Below are 15767 nucleotides of genomic sequence, written 5' to 3'. Positions count from 1 at the left end.
CAATGTCGGATGCGGCCGAGACCGCCAGCGCGCCCCTGCTCGACATCGACGGCGCGCGTGCCACCATCCGCCTCAACCGTCCCAGGCATCTCAACCGGTTGCAGGCTGAAGATCTCGGCGAGCTGATGAAACTGTTCGACCGGATCGAGGCCGATGCTGCGGTCCGCGTGCTGGTGCTGACCGGCACCGGGCGCGCCTTCTCCGCCGGCTACGATCTCAATTCGGTGGCCGAGCGCGCGGTGAGCGCCAGGGAGCAGCAGAGCGCGGGCTCGGCGTTCGAGGTCGTGGTCAACCGCCTGGAGGATTTGGGCGTGCCCACGATCTGCCGCCTCAACGGCGGCGTCTATGGCGGCTCGACCGACCTCGCGCTCGCCTGCGACTTCCGCATCGGCGCCGACACCGCCGAGATGTTCATGCCGGCGGCACGGCTGGGCCTTCACTACTACGCCAGCGGCATCAGGCGTTATGTGACCCGGCTCGGCGTCGACAACGCCAAAATGCTGTTCCTGACCGCGCAGAAGATCAGCGCGCCGGAGATGCTGCGGATCGGCTATCTCACCGCCATGGTGGCGCCGGAGCTTCTCGACGAGGAGGTCGACAAGCTCGCCAACATCCTCGCCGGCAACGCACCGATCGCGATGCGCGGCATGAAGCGCGCGATCAACGAATTCGCCCGCGGCGCGCTCGACGGGGAGGCGACCGACCGCCGCCATCGCGAAAGCATGCGCGGCGACGAGATCAAGGAAGGCATCAAGGCCTTTGCCGAGAAGCGGCCGCCGCGGTTTTGAGAAAAGGCCCGTCGCACGAAGCAGCATTCACGACGCGGAAAGCCTGAGGCCAACGTCTTCCTCTCCTCACGAAACAATCCTGAAACACGATTCCTGCCGGCGCGAATGAACGCGTTTCGGAGTCATGCCGACCGAGATGCAGGGACACAACAACGGCCTCGTGCCACACTGGAGAGAAGAGAATGTTTCGCAAGCTTGCCCTTGGTCTCGTCGCCGCCGGTTCGCTCGGCATTGCCGCCCTCGCGCCCAGCGCTGCTTCGGCCCACGGCTTTCATCATCACTGGGGTCCCGGCTGGGGCTTTGGTGGCATCTATGTCAACACCGGCGTGAGCGGCTGCTACCAGGAACGCGTCGTGCCCACCCGCCACGGTCCACGCGTGCGCATCGTGAACGTCTGCGGCTACGGCATCTACTAAGCGACAGCGTCCGACAACGAAGCCCCGATCATGACGATCGGGGCTTTCGTCGTGCGAAGGTCATTCGTCCACGAAGGTCACGGTGTCAGCCAGGCTTGCCCGCGACGTGCGGTAGCTGTTGACCTTGTGGGCATGGTCGGCATAGCCGAACGAGATGCCGCAAACGACGCGGCGGTCATCGGCCAGATCAAAATGCCGACGGATCAGGCCGGAATGGCGCGCAAGCGCGGCCTGCGGAATCGTGCCGAGACCGAGCGCCTGCGCGGCCAGCATGAAGTTCGAGACATAGGCGCCGCAATCGATCGCTCCATAAATGCCGAGCGGCTCGTTGGTGTGAATGATCGCGATATGCGGCGCGCCGAAGAAGTTGTAGTTCTCCAGCGCCTGTTTTGCGTAGGCGGCCTTGTCGCCGCGGGCGATGCCCAGCGTGTTGTAGAGCTGAAAGCCGCTCTCGCGGCGGCGCTCCAGATACACGCCGACATACTCGCGCGGCGGGGTGAAATCGTAATCGTCGCCGAGGCCGCGGGAGGCTTCCTGGTAGATCGCCTTGCGAAAGCGCTCCTTGGCCTCCCCGCTGGCGATCACGACCTGCCAGGGCTGGCTGTTGCACCAGGATGCGGTGCGCTGGGCCGTCGTCAGGACATGCGCGATGGTCGCGCGATCGACCTCCTTCGGCAGGAAGGCGCGCACCGAATAGCGCTCGTTGAGGAGCTCTTCGAGCACGCCGATGCGGTCTTTTTGATTAACGGTAGCGTCCATCGCTTAACTCGCTCTCGTGCCCCGGACGCAGCGCAGCACGAAGTGATGCGCTGCTGAGCCGGGGCCTATTGTGGCCTGGGTCCCGGCTCTGCGAAGCAGCACTGCGTGCTGCATCGCGTCCGGGACACGAGAATCTTCAACGCCTCTTCGTGGGGATCTTGTTATACGGCACGTCCTTGTCGACGCGGATGTCACCGGGCAGGCCGAGCACGCGCTCGGCGATGATGTTGCGCAAGATCTCGTCGGTGCCACCCGCAATACGCATCGAGGGCGAGGACAGCAGCATCTGCTGGAATTGGCCGTGAACCGTCTCCTCGTCGGCACCGGTGAGAACACCCGCCGCGCCTTGCAGGTCCATCGCGTAAGCCGCGATGTCCTGGAGCATCATGCCCGACACCAGCTTGCCGATGGAGTTTTCCGGGCCCGGACGCTCGCCCTTCGACAGCGCCGAAATGGCGCGGTAGCTGGTATATTTCAACCCGTTCGATTTCACCGCCCAGCTCGCGAGTTTCGAGCGCACGGCGGGATCGTCGATCGCAAGGCCATCCTCCAGCATCAGGTTCGAGCAGAACTCGAACATCTCCGGCACGCCGGTCGCAAGCCGCGAGCCGATCGACATGCGCTCGTTCATCAGCGTGGTCAGCGACACGTTCCAGCCGTCGCCGACGGTGCCCAGGCGCTGGCTGTCCGGGATCACCACGTCGGTGAAATAGACCTCGTTGAACTCCTGCATGCCGTTGGCCTGCTTGATCGGCCGCACCTCGACGCCCGGGCTCTTCATATCAAGGAAGAACATGGTGAGGCCCTTGTGCTTGGGCACGTTGGGATCGGTCCGCGCAATCAGGAGCCCGTAGTCGGAATAATGCGCACCCGAGGTCCAGATCTTCTGGCCGTTGACGACCCAGCTGTCGCCCTTCTTCTCCGCGCGGGTGCGAAGCCCTGCGACGTCGGAGCCGGCTGACGGCTCGGAGAAAAGCTGGCACCAGATCTCCTCGCCCGAGGCCAGTTTTGGCAAATATCGGCGTTTGGCCTCCTCACTGCCCCAGGCCATCACGGTCGGGCCGCACATGCCCTCGCCGATCTGGAACGGCTGCGTCAGCTTGCCGTAGACGCCCTCCTCCTGCTGCCAGATCACGCGCTCGATCGGCGTTGCGCCACGGCCGCCATAGTCCTTCGGCCAGTGCAGGCAGGCCCAACCCGCCTCCGACTTCCTCTTTTGCCAGGCCTTGCCGACCTCGACCATGTCGTGCTTGGCAAGCCGGATGCGACCGAGCGAGGATTTTGACAACTCCTCCTCGAATTCCTTCGGCGCGTTGGCGGCGACCCATTTGCGGGCGGTTGCGCGAAACTCGGCTTCCTGCGGCGTGTCGTCGAAATTCATGGCCGACCTCTCAATCCTTGCTCAGTCTGCGTAGGGTGGGCAAAGCGAAGCGTGCCCACCACCTTGACATATTCGCAACAGAAGTGGTGGGCACGGCGCGTTCCGCGCCTTTGCCCACTCTACGATTCGAGTTCATCTTCCCTTCGTCGGGATCTTGTTGAACGGCACGTCCTTGTCGACGCGGATGTCGCCGGGCAGGCCCAGCACGCGCTCCGCGATGATGTTGCGCATGATCTCGTCCGTGCCGCCCTCGACGCGGGTGCCGGGGGCGCGGAGCAGCATGGCTTGGAAACGGCCTGCGACTTCGGCGTCCTCGGGGCCGCTGACGACGCCGGCCGCACCTTGCAGGTCGAGCGCGTACATCGCGACCTCCTGGATCATGGAGCCTGCGACCAGCTTGCCGATGGAGTTTTCCGGCCCCGGACGCTCGCCACGCGACAGCGCCGAGATCGCGCGCATGCTGGTGTATTTCAAGCCGCTCGCCTTCACCGCGTAGTTTGCAAGCTTTGAGCGCACGCTGCGGTCTTCGATCGCAGGACCGCCGTCGAGCATCAGGCTCGAGCAATAGTCGAACAGCTCCGGGAATCCGGTGGCAACGCCCGCGCCGATCGACATCCGCTCGTTCATCAGCGTGGTCAGCGACACGTTCCAGCCGTCATTGACCTCGCCGAGGCGCTGGTGATCGGGAATGCGGACATTGGTGAAATAGACTTCGTTGAAGTCGGAATTGCCGTTGGCCTGCTTGATCGGCCGCACCTCAACCCCTCGGCTCTTCATGTCCAGGAAGAACATGGTGAGGCCCTTGTGCTTGGGCACGTTGGGATCGGTGCGGGTGAGCAGGATGCCATAGTCGGAATAATGCGCGCCTGAGGTCCAGATCTTCTGGCCGTTGATCACCCAGTCGTCGCCGTCCTTCTCGGCGCGGGTGCGCAGGCCCGCAACGTCGGAGCCGCCGGCCGGTTCGGAGAAGAGCTGGCACCAGACCTTTTCGCCGGAGGCAAGCGGCGGCAGATATTTGCGCTTATGCTCCTCGCGCGCGAACGCCATCATCGTCGGCCCGCACATGCCATGGCCGATGATGAACATCGCAGAGAGCTTGCCGAATACGCCCTCTTCCTGCTGCCAGATCACGCGCTCGATCGGCGAGGCGCCACGGCCGCCATAGTCCTTCGGCCAGTGCAGGCAGGCCCAGCCCGCATCCGCTTTCTTCTTCTGCCAGGCTTTTGCGACGTCGAGAATATTGGCGTTCTTCAGTTGCGTGCGGCCAAGCGATGATTTGCGGAGCTCGTCCTCATGCTGCTTCGGCGCATTCGCGGCGATCCAGGCTCGCGCCGTGGCGCGGAACGCGGCTTCCTGCGGGGTGTCGTCGAAGTTCATCTTAGTATCTCTCGGTTCGTTCCCCGGACGCAGCGCAGCACAAAGTGATGCGCTGCAGATCCGGGGTCCATTGCAGCCTGGGTCCCGGCTCTGCGAAGCAGCACTACGTGCTGCATCGCGTCCGGGACACGAACGGCGTGTTAAGCCGCGTTCTTCTTGCGCATGCGGTCGATGAGCTGGTCTTCCCAATACGATAGGCTGCCGAGCCCCAGCGCGAGCACGTTGGCGCGGCGGTAGTACATGTGGCAGTCGAACTCCCAGGTGAAACCCATGCCGCCGTGAACCTGGATGTTGTTCTTGGCGCAATGCTGGAACGCCTGCGTCGCGCTGATGCGCGCGGCGGCAGCGGCCTCGGGCAACTCCGCGGCATTTGTCGAAAGCGCCCAGGCGCCGTAATAGCTGTTGGAGCGCGCCAACGTTGCCGAGACATACATGTCCGCCAACATGTGCTTGATGGCCTGGAACGAGCCGATCGGACGGCCGAAGGCGATGCGGTCGAGCGCGTAGTCGCGTCCCATCTCCAGCGCGCGATCGGCGCCGCCGACCTGCTCGAAGGCCATCAGCACCGCGGCGCGATCGAGCACCTGGGTCAGGATGCTCCAGCCTTCGCCGGCCGCGCCCAGCGGCTCGGCCTTGCAGTTCTTGAAGGTGAGCTCGGCCTGGCCGCGCGTCGGATCGAGATTGGTGAGGCTCTTGGCCTCGACGCCGCCGGCCTTGAGGTCGACGAGGAACAACGAGATATCGCTATCGCGGCCGCTCGATCCCGTGCGCGCAGCAAGGATCGCGAAATCGGCAATCGCGCCGTCCGGCACCGGCTTCTTCACACCGTTGAGCAGACCATTGGAAGCGGTAAGCTTGATGTTCTTCGGCGACGGGTTGCCCGTGCCCTCGAACAGCGCCAACGTGCCGATCGCCTCGCCCGAGGCGATCGCAGGCAGCCATTTTGTCTTCTGCGCCTCGCTCCCGGCGATCAGCAACGCTTCGGCGGCCAGATAAACGGTCGAGGAGAACGGCACCGGCGCATTCGCACGGCCCATCTCCTCGGCGATCACGCAAAGCTCGAGATGGCCGGCACCTGCACCACCGAACTCCTCGGGGATAGCGACACCGAGGAAGCCCATCTCTGCCAGACCTTTCCATAGCTCCTTGTCATAAGGCGACTTGCCATCGAGCACGACGCGCACCGCCTTGGGCGGACATTTTTCGCCGAGGAATTTGCGCGCCTGATCGCGGAGCTGTTGTTTCTGGTCGTCAGAGAAATCGAAGTTCATGGCGGCCTACCCTTGTTTATTCGTTCTCATTCATAGTGGCCGTCATTCCGGGGCGCGACGAAGTCGCGAGCCCGGAATGACAGTGGAGAGAGTTGCACGATCATCGCAGCACGATCACGCCTTCATCCGGCTTCTCGACATACAGCCGCTCCACCAGCGCGGCACGGCGCTCCACGCCGGCACGCTGGTTGATGTAGCCCTTGTCCGTCAGCTCGTTGCCGTCGATCGAGGGGGGCTCGACCATTAGCATGGCGCGGGCAATGATGCGGCTGCTCGCGCCTTCGCATTCCCTGTTGTGCGTCTCCAGCCCGCGCCTGAAGCAGGCGATCACCTCGGGGTGCTTCACCGCATCCTCAAAACTCAGCTCCGGATTGCCGACGAGCTGGCGGCAGGCATGCAGGTTCGGCCAGGCGAGCAGACCGATGCAGGCGCGATCCTGTCCGGCAACCAGCGCATCATGCACGACCGGCGTCGCGGCGGCGATCGCGTCGGTGCGGAGCGAGCCGACATGCACGAAGGTACCCGTGGTGAGCTTGAAATCCTCGACGACGCGCCCGGCAAAGATGATGCCCTGCACGGGATCCCTGTCATCGACGAAGATACCGGCATCGCCGATGCAGTAAAAACCTTCCTCGTCGAACATCTTCCTGGTCAGCTCGGCCTGGCCGAAATAGCCCGGCGTGACGTTGACGCCACGGAGGCGCAATTCGTATTTCGAGCCGCACGGCACCATCTTCAATTCGACGCCGGGGAACGGCAGGCCGATCAGGCCGACGCGCTCGGTGTCCCAATAGGTGCCGGTCGAGGTCGGCGCGGTCTCGGTCGAGCCCCAGCCGGTGTAGAACACGATGCGCTCGCCGGTGGTCTTCACCGCCAGCGCCTGCATGCGGTCGTAGAGGTCGTCCGGCAGCCGCGCCCCGCCATAGGCCATAATGGAGAGGTTCTTGAAGAACGAGCGACAAAGCGCGTCGTCCTTCTCCATCGCCGCAGCAAGCGCGGCGTAACCCGCCGGCACGTTGGCGTAATAGGTCGGCGAGATCTCGTGCAGATTGCGCAGCGTCTCCTCGAACTGGCCCGGCATCGGCCGTCCATCGTCGATATAGAGCGTGCCGCCATCGACCAGGATCGGATGAAACGCGGCATTGCCGCCCATGGTGTGATTCCAAGGCATCCAGTCCAGCATGGTCGAGATCGGACCGTTCGGGTCGCGCGGCCGCACCTGCATCATCATCGCCGCGTTCGCACACATCATCGCTTGAGTATTGATGACGGCCTTGGGCATGCCGGTCGAGCCGGAGGTGAACAGGAGCTTGCCGACGGTCTGCGGCGTAATCTTCGCGATCGACGCGTCGACATCGGGCGTCACGGGCGTTGCCGCGAGCTCAGCGAAACTGACGCTCTTGATGCCCTCGCAGGCGCGAGCGACGTGAACAACGGTGACACCGGTGAGGTCGATCGCCCTGAGCGCCTTCCCGAAGGTCGGACCATCCTGCACCATCACGACAGCCGGCTTGATCAAGTCGAACAGATACTTCAGCTTGACGTGATCGTGGCTCATCAAGGAATAGGCCGGCGACACCGGCGCTGCCGGAGAGCGCGCCTGCATCGCGGCCTGCGTCATCAGCGCGTGCTCGATCGAATTGCCGGAGAGGATCGCGACCGGCCGTCCGTCGAGGCGGAGATCGAGCAGGCCTTGCGTCAGCGCATCGACCGTGCGCTTGGCTTCGCCGTAGGAGACCTTGCGCCACGTGCGATCGGGACCGCCGCGCTGCGCGAGCCAGATGCGCTCGGGCGCTTCCCTCGCCCATTTCGCAAGCGAGGCGGGAATGTGCGCCTCGTAAGGCCGCAGCGGAATGCGCGACTTCAGCACCACCGTGCCGTCGTCGCGCCGCTCGACGTCGATGTCGCGCGGCAGCCATTCGATCTTGCGAAAAGCGGGCTTCGTCATCATCGCCGCCGCACTCCCACTCATTTTGCGTCTCCCGGAATTATTGTCCTTTGCGGATCATTCTCGTTCAGCGCTTGATATAGACAGGCTTTCGCTTATCGAGGAAGTGATCTTCCTGCACCTGCGGAACGAGGTGCCGATTGCTGTGCCCTCTCCCCTTGTGGGAGAGGGCATGATCGCTGTGAGCCAAAAGTTCACTTGGGTGAGGGGTTTGTCTCCACGGATAGAGACCCCTCATCCGGCGCGCTCAGGAGCGCAATTGCGCTCCAAAGCGCGCCACCTTCTCCCACAAGGGGAGAAGGAAAGAAGAGCCTTACCTCGGCGCCATGCGGATGGCGCCGTCGAGGCGGATGGTCTCGCCGTTGAGCATCGCGTTCTCGACGATGTGCACGGCGAGCGCGCCGTATTCGGCGGCATCGCCGAGACGCGAGGGATGCGGCACCTGGGAGCCAAGGCTCTTCAGTGCCTCTTCGCTCAACCCCATCAGCAGCGGCGTGAAGAACAGGCCGGGCGCAATGGTGTTGACGCGGATCTTCTGGCTCGCAAGGTCGCGCGCGGCTGGCAGCGTCAGGCCGACGACGCCGCCTTTTGAGGCCGAATACGCGATCTGGCCGATCTGGCCTTCATAGGCCGCAACGGACGCCGTGTTGATGATGACGCCACGCTCTTCACCAATGGGTTCTGCCGTGACGAGACGCTCGGCGAACAGGCGCAGGCAGTTGAAGGTGCCGATCAGGTTGACGTTGATGATGCGCGCGAATTTCGCCAGCGGATAGACGCCATCCTTGCCGACGATGCGCTGCGAGCCGCCGATGCCGGCGCAGTTCATCAGCACGCGCGCAATGCCGTGCGCGGCTTCCGCCTTGGCGATGGCCGCCTTGATGCCATCCTCGTCGGTGACGTCGGCATGCAGCGCGACGCCCTTCACTTCCGCCGCGACCTTCTCGGCATTCTCCTTGCTCTGGTCGATCACGCCGATCCTGGCGCCCTTGGCCGCCATGGCGCGGGCGGTCGCGGCGCCCAGGCCCGAGCCACCGCCGGTGATGAGAACGGCAACATCCTTCAACTGCATCGCTAGTACCTTTCCTTGGGCGTTTCTTCTCTGGACTTGAACGTCTTTGGACTTGAACGTCTCTCTTGAACGTTTTGGGCCGATTATCCGGCCGCGGCTGCTTCCTCGGCTTGCGTGAGGATGCCGCCGCAGATCAGCGTTTCCATGTGCTTGATGTATTGCCGGCAGACTTCGTCGGTGACCGGGCCGACGCCGGTCGCGCGAGACATCGCGTGCCGGCCGAAGAACAGGTGATCGCAGGCGCCGATCAGGCTGGTGTAGAACAGCACGGGATCAGTGACGCGGAACTCGCCGCGGCTGACGCCCTCGGCGAGCAGACGGCGATGAAAGTCGAGCAGCGGCGCGACGAAGAATTTTGAGACCTCGTCGGCAGACTCTGCCGTGCTCTCATGCAGGAGATAGTGGATCAGCCGGTTCATGTAGGGGAACCGGTGATAGGCGCGGATGATCCCGCCGATGTGCAGCCTCAGCTTCGCGGTCGGCGTGATCGGCTGCACCAGGAGATATTCGAGGTTCGACAGCTCGGTCCCGGCATCGCGCGCGAGCAGCGCCAGCAACAGGCCGTCCTTGTTGCCGAAGTGATATTTGACCAGCGCGGCGTTGGCGCCGGACTTCTGGGCGATGTCGCTGAGCGAAATCTCGATCGAGGAGCGCTCGATCATCAGCTCGCTCGCGGCCACCAGCAGCTTCTCCGCCGTAGAATTTTTGCCGCTCGGAAGCCTGCTCGGTACGCTGGTAGTCACGGAGATCCCTGATCTGGCCTCGAGAGGCGCGCAGATAAGCGCATGCAGCGCCTCCCCACAAGAGTTAATTGATCGATTGACTAAATCATCGTCGACCCCTTTAATCCGCCCCCGACAACCAACCATTCAAAAGAATTCAGGGAGAAACCGAGATGGCCGAGGCTTACATCGTCGCCGCCGCGCGAACCGCCGGCGGGCGCAAGGGGGGCCGCCTCGCCGGCTGGCATCCGGCCGATCTCGCCGCAAAAGTGCTGGACGAGTTGGTCGACCGCGCCAAGGTCGATCCGGCGCAGGTCGAGGACGTCATCATGGGCTGCGTGATGCAGGTCGGCGAGCAGTCCAACAACGTCGCGCGCAACGCGATCATGGCCTCGAAACTGCCGGAGAGCGTGCCGGGCACCTCGATCGACCGGCAGTGCGGCTCCTCGCAGCAGGCGCTGCATTTCGCTGCCCAAGCCGTGATGTCCGGCGCGATGGACGTGGTGATCGCGGCCGGCGTGGAATCGATGACGCGCGTGCCGATGGGCCTCTCCTCGCAACTCGCGGCCAAGAACGGCTTTGGCCATTACAAGAGCCCGGGCATCGAGCAGCGCTATCCGAACATCGTGTTCAGCCAGTTCACCGGCGCGGAGATGATGGCCGAGAAGTACGGCCTCTCCAAGGATGAACTCGACGAATACTCCTACAACAGCCATCAGCGCGCGATTGCGGCGACGCAAGGAGGCCATTTCAAGGACGAGATCGTGCCGCTCGAGATCACCCGTGCCGACGGCTCGAAGGACGCCCATCACATCGACGAAGGCATCCGCTTCGACGCCAGCCTCGATGGCATCAGGAGCGTCAAGCTGATCGCCGAGAACGGCAGGCTGACGGCGGCGAGCGCCAGCCAGATCTGCGACGGCGCCTCCGGCGTGATGGTGGTGAACGAACGCGGCCTCAAATCGCTCGGCGTCAAGCCGCTCGCGCGCGTGCATCACATGACCATGATGGGCGGCGATCCCGTCATCATGCTGGACGCACCGCTGCACGCCACCAAGCGCGCGCTGGAGAAGACCGGCATGGGAATCGACGATATCGACCTGTTCGAGGTCAACGAGGCCTTCGCCTCGGTTCCGACCGCGTGGCTGAAGACCACCGGCGCCGATCCCGCCCGCCTCAACGTCAATGGCGGCGCGATCGCGCTCGGCCATCCCCTCGGCGGCTCCGGCACCAAGCTGATGACGACGCTGGTCCATGCGCTGAAGCAACGTGGCAAGCGCTACGGCCTCCAGACCATGTGCGAAGGCGCCGGCATGGCGAACGTCACGATCGTGGAGCGGCTGTAAGCCGTTGCGGCCACACTAACGGTGTCGTCCCGGCGAAGGCCGGGACCCATACCGCGAAGTCCATCGACCGTGGTTGGTCGCAGTACCGAACGACGATTATCCGCTAAACTACGCCCTGTGGTTATGGGTCCCGGCCTTCGCCGGGACGACATCTCATTTGCCTTGGGACCTCCGCGATGACTCACCCCTCCGTCTACGCCCGCACCACGCCCGACAAGATCGCCTATCAGATGGCCGGAACCGGCAAGGCGATCACCTATCGCGAGCTCGACGAGCTCTCGAACCAGGGCGCGCAGCTCTTCCGCTCGCTGGGGCTTAGGGCCGGCGATCACATCGCGCTCTTGATGGAGAACCGCCTCGCTTTCATGGAGATCTGCTGGGCCGCGCAGCGCAGCGGGCTCTACTACACCGCGATCAGCCGTTATCTGAAGCAGGACGAGATCGACTACATCGTCAAAGACTGTGGCGCCAAGGTCGTCATCACCACGCCGAAATGCGCCGACCAGATCAAGGGGTTGATCAAGGGCGCAGCCGGCGAGCCCATCTTCTACATAATGGATGAGCCGCTGCCCGGCTTCCGCTCCTACGACAAGGAAGCCGCGGCTCAGCCGGCGACGTCGATCGCGGACGAGGTCGCCGGCTACGACATGCTGTATTCGTCGGGCACGACCGGCCGCCCGAAAGGCATCAAGAAGGCCTTCGAGGGCAAGTCCATCGACGAGCCAAACGCCTTCCTGCGCGTGCTCTGCGCCGACATGTGCGGCATGAATCCCGGGACCACTTATCTGTCACCCGCCCCGCTCTATCACGCAGCTCCCTTGCGTTTCAACATGATGGCGATCGTGCTCGGCGGCACCTCGATCATCATGGAGCATTTCGACGCCGAGGAGTTCTTGAAGCTGGTCGAGAAATACAAGGTGACGCAGTCGCAACTCGTCCCGACCATGTTCGTGCGCATGCTCAAGCTGCCGGACGAGACCCGCGCGAAGTACAATGTCTCCACGCTCAAGGGCGCGATCCACGCCGCGGCTCCCTGCCCGGCCGACGTCAAGGCCAAGATGATCGAATGGTGGGGGCCGATCCTGATCGAATACTACGCGGGCTCGGAAGGTAACGGCGTCACCGTCTGCAACTCCACACAATGGCTCGAGCACCGCGGCAGCGTGGGCCGCGCGGTGGTGGGCAAGATCAAGATTTTGGACGAGAACGACGAGGAGCAGCCGGTTGGCGAGATTGGCACAGTGTATTTCGCCGACGCGCCAGTCTTCACCTATCACAACGATCCCGAGAAGACGAAGAAGGCCTATAACGCCAAGGGCTGGTCGACGCTCGGTGATGTCGGCTATCTCGACAAGGACGGCTTCCTCTATCTCACCGACCGCAAGTCCTACATGATCATCTCGGGCGGAGTGAACATCTATCCGCAGGAGACCGAGGACGTGCTGATCAGCCATCCCGATGTCGCCGACGTCGCCGTGTTCGGCGTACCGAACGAGGAGATGGGCGAAGAGGTGAAGGCGGTCGTGCAGCCGCACGACATGAGTCGCGCCGGCAGGGAGCTCGAAGCCGACCTGATCGCCTACTGCAAGACCCGCCTCTCCGCCCTCAAATGCCCACGCTCGATCGATTTCGAGGCCGAGCTGCCGCGCACTCCCACCGGCAAGCTGGTCAAGCGCCATTTGCGCGACAGGTATTGGCCGAAGACGGCGGCGAAGATTTAGGATCGCCTCTCGTGTCCCGGACGCGGCGCAGCGTGTCTTCACGGTGCGCCGCAGAGCCGGGACCCACGATGATTTCTTGTGTAGTGTCGACGGGCTGGGCCCCGGCTCAGCAGCGCGTCATTGCATGCCGCGCTGCGTCCGGGGCACGAGAAAGCGAGACGCGCCATGACATCTCTCCCCGACATCCCTCTGCCCGCCGGCATCCGCTCGCGCTACGTCGACGGCATCAACGGCCTGCGCATGCACGTGCTCGAAGCCGGCTTCGAGACGCGGGGACGGCCCTGCGTGCTGCTACTGCACGGCTTCCCGGAGCTCGCCTTCTCCTGGCGCAAGGTGATGCCGGCGCTCAGCGAGGCCGGCTATCACGTGATCGCGCCGGACCAGCGCGGCTATGGGCGCACCACCGGATGGCAGGCGGACTACGACGGCGATCTCGCGCCCTTCCGGCTGTTCAACCTGGTGCACGACGCGCTCGGGCTGGTGTCGGCGTTCGGCTACCGGCACGTCGACGTGATCGGGCATGATTTCGGCAGTCCGGTTGCGTCCTGGTGCGCGCTGATGCGGCCCGACGTGTTCCGCTCCGTGGCGATGATGAGCGCGCCGTTCGGCGGGCCGCCGCCCTTGCCGTTCAACGCAGTCGACAAGCCGGCGGCTCCGCCGAGCGATGATCCGGTGCACCGCGAGCTGGTCGCGCTGCCGCGGCCGCGCAAGCATTACCAGTGGTACTATTCGACACGCGAGGCGAATACCGACATGCACCGCGCGCCACAGGGCGTGCACGATTTTCTGCGCGCCTACTATCATCACAAGAGCGCGGACTGGAAAGACAACAAGCCCTATCCGCTGAAATCCTGGTCCGCAGGCGAGCTCGCAAAGCTGCCGACCTACTACGTGATGGATCTCGACGAGACCATGTCGCACACGGTCGCGAAGGAGATGCCCTCGCGAGCCGAGATCGCCGCCAACCAGTGGCTGCCGGATCGCGAGCTGGCCTATTACAGCGCCGAATATGGCCGCACTGGATTCCAGGGCGGGCTGCAATGGTATCGCTGCGGCACGTCGGGCGCTTTCAATAACGAATTGCAACTGTTCGCGGGCCGCACGATCGACGTGCCGTCCTGCTTCATCTCCGGCAAGCAGGATTGGGGCACCTATCAGCGCCCCGGCGTGTTCGAGGCGATGCAGGCCCTCGCCTGTACCAACATGCTCGGCTGCCATCTCGTCGACGGCGCCGGACATTGGGTGCAGCAGGAGCAGCCCGCCGAGGTGAGCCGGCTGTTGATCGCGTTTCTCGCCAAGACCCGCTGAGACCAAGCCTCACGCAGCATGATTTGACCCCGAAACCGGCGCGCTCTATAACAATTTAGAACCATTCTAAATTGACTGGGACGCGTCCGTGAAGAATTTTGCCGATCTGACCGAGCGAGAGGTGCTCGCGGTTGCGATTTCCTCCGAGGAGGAAGACAGCCGCATCTACATGACCTTCGCCGAGGACCTGAAGGAGCGCTATCCGGACTCGGCCAAGATCTTCGAGCAGATGGCCGAGGAGGAACGCGGCCACCGCCATCGCCTGCTTCAGCTCTACGAAGAACGCTTCGGCCCGCATCTGCCGCCGATCCGCCGCGATGACGTCCGGGGCTTCCTGCGCCGCCGCCCGATCTGGCTGACCAAGAACCTGCCGCTCGACACGATCCGGAAAGAGGTCGAGACCATGGAGCTCGAGGCCGAGCGGTTTTACGCGCGCGCCGCCGAGCAGGCCGAGGATGTCGGCGTGCGCCGCCTGCTCGGCGATCTCGCCGAGGAGGAGAAGCATCACGAGAACACCGCCGCCAAGCTGACGGACGAGATTCTCAAGCCCGACGTGCGCGCAGAGGAAGACCGCACGCGCCGCCGCATGTTCGTGCTGCAATATGTGCAGCCGGGCCTCGCCGGCCTGATGGACGGCTCGGTCTCGACGCTGGCACCGCTGTTCGCAGCCGCCTTCGCCACGCATCAGAACTGGCAGACGTTTCTGGTTGGGCTCGCCGCCTCGATCGGCGCCGGCATCAGCATGGGCTTTGCGGAGGCCCTCTCGGACGACGGCTCGCTCACCGGTCGCGGCTCGCCCTGGCTGCGCGGCGTCACCTGCGGCTTGATGACGACGCTCGGCGGCCTCGGCCACACCATGCCCTATCTCGTCCCGGACTCCTGGCCCAATGCGTTCTGGATCGCGACCGCGATCGCCTGCGTCGTCGTGTTCTTCGAATTATGGGCGATCGCCTTCATCCGCGCGCGCTACATGGATACGCCTTTCCTGCAGGCGGTGTTCCAGATCGTGCTCGGCGGCGCCATCGTGCTCGGAGTCGGAATATTGATCGGGGCGGCGTAGCGTCGCTCTCGGTCATCGCTCGCGAAGAGCGGGAATTCGGCGGCTTCATACCGCCGTTCATGTTAGATGATTAGACAGCAGCGCGTTATTCCGGAACGGCCGGCAGGGCTGAACCCGAAATGACGCTGACAAGTTCGGGATTGCGGGTTCGCGCTTTCGCGCCGCGGAAAGTAGAGGAACCACATGAGCAAGGATCTGGGACAGCTCACCGCGCTCAACCGCGACTACGTCGCATCCGTGCAGAATTGCGACGTCAAGCGCTTCGACGAGATCCTGGCGCCCGAGTTCTACTGCACCAATCCCGACAAGACGCTGGTCGACCGCGCCGGCTTTTTGAGGCAGACGGCGCAGCCGATCGCGATCCGGAATCTCAGGGAGCACGACGTCAGAATTCGCATCATGGGCGACTTCGCCATCATCCACGGCGCCACCAGCTACACCACGGCGGACGGCCAGCAGGCCACCGGCCGCTATACCGACTGCTGGGCCAGGCAGAACGGAAAATGGCTCGCGGTGTCGGCGCACGTGTCGCGGTGAGGCGGGTGATGCCGCGAGGGCAACGTATCACGGTGAGGCGAGCACATCGCCCACACAATCT

At 64.0% G+C, this 15767-nt stretch carries 14 protein-coding genes; 7 read left to right on the top strand and 7 right to left on the bottom strand.

Annotated features, from left to right (window positions below; genetic code table 11):
• The first annotated feature begins 2 nt into the window (after positions 1 to 2).
• Together NLM33_RS33920 and NLM33_RS33915 are read left to right on the top strand one after the other, a co-directional pair.
• Positions 3 to 788, top strand: coding sequence for an enoyl-CoA hydratase/isomerase family protein (locus tag NLM33_RS33920; protein WP_254102889.1), 786 nt, complete (start codon positions 3 to 5; stop codon positions 786 to 788).
• A 182-nt stretch (positions 789 to 970) separates the two neighbouring features.
• Complete coding sequence (locus NLM33_RS33915; RefSeq protein WP_254102881.1) at positions 971 to 1204, top strand: hypothetical protein; 234 nt, start codon at positions 971 to 973, stop codon at positions 1202 to 1204.
• 60 nt (positions 1205 to 1264) lie between these two features.
• On the opposite strand, the gene NLM33_RS33910 is transcribed toward NLM33_RS33915, so the two are convergent.
• From NLM33_RS33910 to NLM33_RS33880, 7 genes are all read right to left on the bottom strand, one after another.
• Complete coding sequence (locus NLM33_RS33910) at positions 1265 to 1963, bottom strand: nitroreductase (protein WP_254102879.1); 699 nt, start codon at positions 1961 to 1963, stop codon at positions 1265 to 1267.
• 136 nt (positions 1964 to 2099) lie between these two features.
• Positions 2100 to 3344: an acyl-CoA dehydrogenase gene (locus NLM33_RS33905; protein WP_254102877.1), complete on the bottom strand. Its 1245-nt coding sequence runs from the start codon at positions 3342 to 3344 to the stop codon at positions 2100 to 2102.
• Between the two features lie 132 nt (positions 3345 to 3476).
• Positions 3477 to 4721 carry an acyl-CoA dehydrogenase gene (locus tag NLM33_RS33900; protein WP_254102871.1) on the bottom strand — a complete coding sequence of 415 codons (1245 nt, stop codon included), beginning with the start codon at positions 4719 to 4721 and terminating at the stop codon, positions 3477 to 3479.
• 140 nt (positions 4722 to 4861) lie between these two features.
• Entirely contained in the window at positions 4862 to 5992 is a 1131-nt protein-coding gene (locus NLM33_RS33895; RefSeq protein ID WP_254102869.1) for an acyl-CoA dehydrogenase family protein, read from the bottom strand.
• Positions 5993 to 6092: 100 nt separating this feature from the next.
• Complete coding sequence (locus NLM33_RS33890) at positions 6093 to 7964, bottom strand: AMP-binding protein (RefSeq protein ID WP_254102867.1); 1872 nt, start codon at positions 7962 to 7964, stop codon at positions 6093 to 6095.
• 289 nt (positions 7965 to 8253) lie between these two features.
• Positions 8254 to 9012 (bottom strand): SDR family NAD(P)-dependent oxidoreductase, encoded by a 759-nt coding sequence (locus NLM33_RS33885; RefSeq protein ID WP_254102865.1) that lies wholly within the window; start codon positions 9010 to 9012, stop codon positions 8254 to 8256.
• Positions 9013 to 9095: 83 nt separating this feature from the next.
• Positions 9096 to 9755 carry a TetR family transcriptional regulator gene (locus NLM33_RS33880; RefSeq protein ID WP_254102863.1) on the bottom strand — a complete coding sequence of 220 codons (660 nt, stop codon included), beginning with the start codon at positions 9753 to 9755 and terminating at the stop codon, positions 9096 to 9098.
• Positions 9756 to 9907: 152 nt separating this feature from the next.
• On the opposite strand from NLM33_RS33880, the gene NLM33_RS33875 reads away from it, so the two are divergent.
• The 5 genes from NLM33_RS33875 (at position 9908) to NLM33_RS33855 (ending at position 15706) form a co-directional block, all read left to right on the top strand.
• Positions 9908 to 11080 (top strand): acetyl-CoA C-acetyltransferase, encoded by a 1173-nt coding sequence (locus NLM33_RS33875; protein WP_254102861.1) that lies wholly within the window; start codon positions 9908 to 9910, stop codon positions 11078 to 11080.
• Positions 11081 to 11256: 176 nt separating this feature from the next.
• The gene (locus NLM33_RS33870) at positions 11257 to 12801 is read left to right on the top strand and encodes an acyl-CoA synthetase (protein WP_254102859.1); all 1545 of its coding nucleotides are present in this window, start codon (positions 11257 to 11259) and stop codon (positions 12799 to 12801) included.
• A 165-nt stretch (positions 12802 to 12966) separates the two neighbouring features.
• Positions 12967 to 14109, top strand: a complete 1143-nt coding sequence (locus NLM33_RS33865; RefSeq protein ID WP_305880497.1) for an alpha/beta fold hydrolase — start codon at positions 12967 to 12969, stop codon at positions 14107 to 14109.
• Positions 14110 to 14197: 88 nt separating this feature from the next.
• A complete protein-coding gene (gene mbfA, locus NLM33_RS33860) occupies positions 14198 to 15169 on the top strand; it encodes an iron exporter MbfA (RefSeq protein ID WP_254102857.1) in 972 nt (323 codons plus the stop codon).
• A 183-nt stretch (positions 15170 to 15352) separates the two neighbouring features.
• The gene (locus tag NLM33_RS33855) at positions 15353 to 15706 is read left to right on the top strand and encodes a nuclear transport factor 2 family protein (protein ID WP_254102855.1); all 354 of its coding nucleotides are present in this window, start codon (positions 15353 to 15355) and stop codon (positions 15704 to 15706) included.
• Positions 15707 to 15767 lie beyond the last annotated feature (61 nt).

It is taken from the genome of Bradyrhizobium sp. CCGUVB1N3, assembly GCF_024199925.1.
Taxonomy (GTDB): domain Bacteria; phylum Pseudomonadota; class Alphaproteobacteria; order Rhizobiales; family Xanthobacteraceae; genus Bradyrhizobium.
The sequence above is the reverse complement of the archived record's forward strand: the minus strand, read 5'-3'. Positions and strand labels throughout refer to the sequence as shown.